General features: G+C 65.4%; 2 protein-coding genes. Both read left to right on the top strand.

Annotated elements, in window-relative coordinates; translation table 11 throughout:
* Positions 1-449, top strand: a 449-nt coding sequence (gene ccmE, locus ACQ7C1_RS31630; protein WP_430961206.1) for a cytochrome c maturation protein CcmE, incomplete at its 5' end; no start/stop codon positions are given.
* Positions 446-2,301 (top strand): heme lyase CcmF/NrfE family subunit (locus ACQ7C1_RS31625; protein WP_430961205.1); only part of this gene is annotated, 1,856 nt, incomplete at its 3' end. The genes ccmE and ACQ7C1_RS31625, both read left to right, overlap by 4 nt.

Here is a 2,301-nt window from a genome sequence, read left to right as displayed (position 1 = left end):
CGGCGGTGTTGTTGGTGATGTTCGCCTTCAGCCAGTCGGTGGCCTATTTCTACATGCCGGCTGATCTGGCCAGGACGCCGGTGGCACCGGAGACCCGCATCCGGCTCGGCGGCCTGGTCGGGGCGGGTAGCGTCGTGCGCGGCGCCGGCTCTACGGTGGAGTTTTCCGTCACCGACGGCAGCGCCAATGCGGTGAAGGTCAGATATACCGGCATCCTGCCCGATCTGTTCCGCGAGGGCCAGGGGGTGGTCACCGAGGGCGTGTTTGCTGCCAGCAGCAACGTCTTTGTCGCCGACACCGTGCTGGCCAAGCATGACGAGACCTATATGCCGAAGGAGGTGGCCGACAAACTGAAGCAGCAGGGGCTGTGGCAGGAAGGCCAGGGCCAGGGCCAAGGACAGAGCCAACAAAATCCGGGGCAGGGGCAGGAGGCGAAAGCGACGCCATGATCATCGAGATCGGCCATTACGCTTTGGTGCTGGCGCTGGCGACGGCGCTGATCGTCTCGATCGTGCCGGTGATCGGCGCCCGCCGCCATGATCCGGCGATGATGGATGTGGCGAGCGTCGGTTCGCTTGTCATGTTTGCGCTCGTCGCCTTTGCCTTCGCCGTGCTGACCTATGCCCATGTCGTCTCCGACTTCTCGGTCGCAAACGTCTGGGAGAATTCGCATTCGCTGGTGCCGCTGATCTACAAATATTCGGGCGTCTGGGGCAATCACGAGGGATCGATGATGCTCTGGCTGCTGATCCTGGCGCTGTTCAGCGCCCTGGTCGCGATCTTCGGCGCCAATCTGCCGGAGACGCTGAAGGCCAATGTACTTGCCGTGCAAGCCTGGATCTCGCTCGCCTTCACCCTGTTCATTCTCTTGACCTCCAATCCCTTCCTGCGGCTCGATCCGGCCCCGGCCGAGGGCCGCGATCTCAATCCGGTGCTGCAGGATATCGGGCTCGCCATCCATCCGCCGCTGCTCTATCTCGGTTATGTCGGCTTTTCCGTCTGCTTCTCCTTTGCCGTGGCAGCCCTGATCGAAGGCCGCATCGACGCCGCTTGGGCCCGTTGGGTCAGGCCGTGGACGCTGGCGGCCTGGACCTGTCTGACGCTTGGCATCGCCATGGGCTCCTACTGGGCCTATTACGAGCTCGGCTGGGGCGGCTGGTGGTTCTGGGATCCGGTCGAGAACGCCTCCTTCATGCCTTGGCTTGCCGGAACCGCGCTGCTGCATTCGGCCCTCGTCATGGAAAAGCGCGAGGCGCTGAAGATCTGGACGGTGCTGCTTGCGATCCTGACCTTCTCGCTGTCGCTGATGGGCACCTTCCTGGTGCGCTCCGGCGTGCTGACTTCGGTGCATGCCTTCGCCAGCGATCCCACCCGCGGCGTCTTCATCCTCTCGATCCTCTTGATCTTCATCGGCGGGGCGCTGTCGCTGTTTGCCCTGCGGGCGCCGAAGCTTTCGGCCGGCGGGCTGTTTGCGCCGATCTCGCGTGAAGGGGCGCTCGTCCTCAACAATCTGATCCTGACGGTCGCCTGCGGCACGGTTTTGACCGGCACCCTCTATCCGCTGCTGTTGGAGACGCTGACCGGCGACAAGATCTCCGTCGGGCCGCCCTTCTTCAACCTGACCTTCGGCCTGCTGATGGCGCCGCTGCTCGTCATCGTGCCGTTCGGGCCGCTGCTGGCTTGGAAGCGCGGCGATCTGCTCGGCGCGCTGCAGCGGCTCTATGCCGTCGCGGCTCTCGCCTTCGCCGCCGCGGTCGTCTTCTTCTATCTCCAACATGGCGGGCCGGTACTGTCGGTGCTGGGGCTGGCGGCCGGGCTGTTCCTGATCCTCGGCGCCATTGCCGATCTCTGGTATCGGGCCGGCATCGGCAAGGTGGCGGGCTCCATCGCCTGGCGCCGCCTGTCGGGCCTGCCGCGCTCAGCCTTCGGCACGGCGCTCGCCCATGCCGGGCTCGGCGTCAGCGTGCTCGGCATCGTCGCCGTCACCACCTTCCAGAGCGAACATGTCGTAGAGATGAAGCCGGGCGCCACGGTCGATGCCGGCGGCTACAGCCTTGAGTTCGACGGCATGCGGGCGGGCAGGGGACCGAACTACACCGAGGAGCGCGGCCACTTCACCATCCGCCGCGCCGGTGTCACCATTGCCGATACCTGGTCGGCCAAGCGGCTCTATACCGCCCGGCAGATGCCGACGACGGAGGCGGGCATCCTGACCTTCGGCCTCAGCCAGCTCTATGTCTCGCTCGGTGACGCCACCAAGGACGGCGGCATCGTCGTGCGCATCTGGTGGAAGCCGTTCAT

Source organism: Rhizobium sp. Nf11,1 (genome assembly GCF_050587665.1).
Lineage (GTDB): Bacteria > Pseudomonadota > Alphaproteobacteria > Rhizobiales > Rhizobiaceae > Rhizobium.
This window is presented reverse-complemented; position numbering and strand designations above follow the sequence as displayed.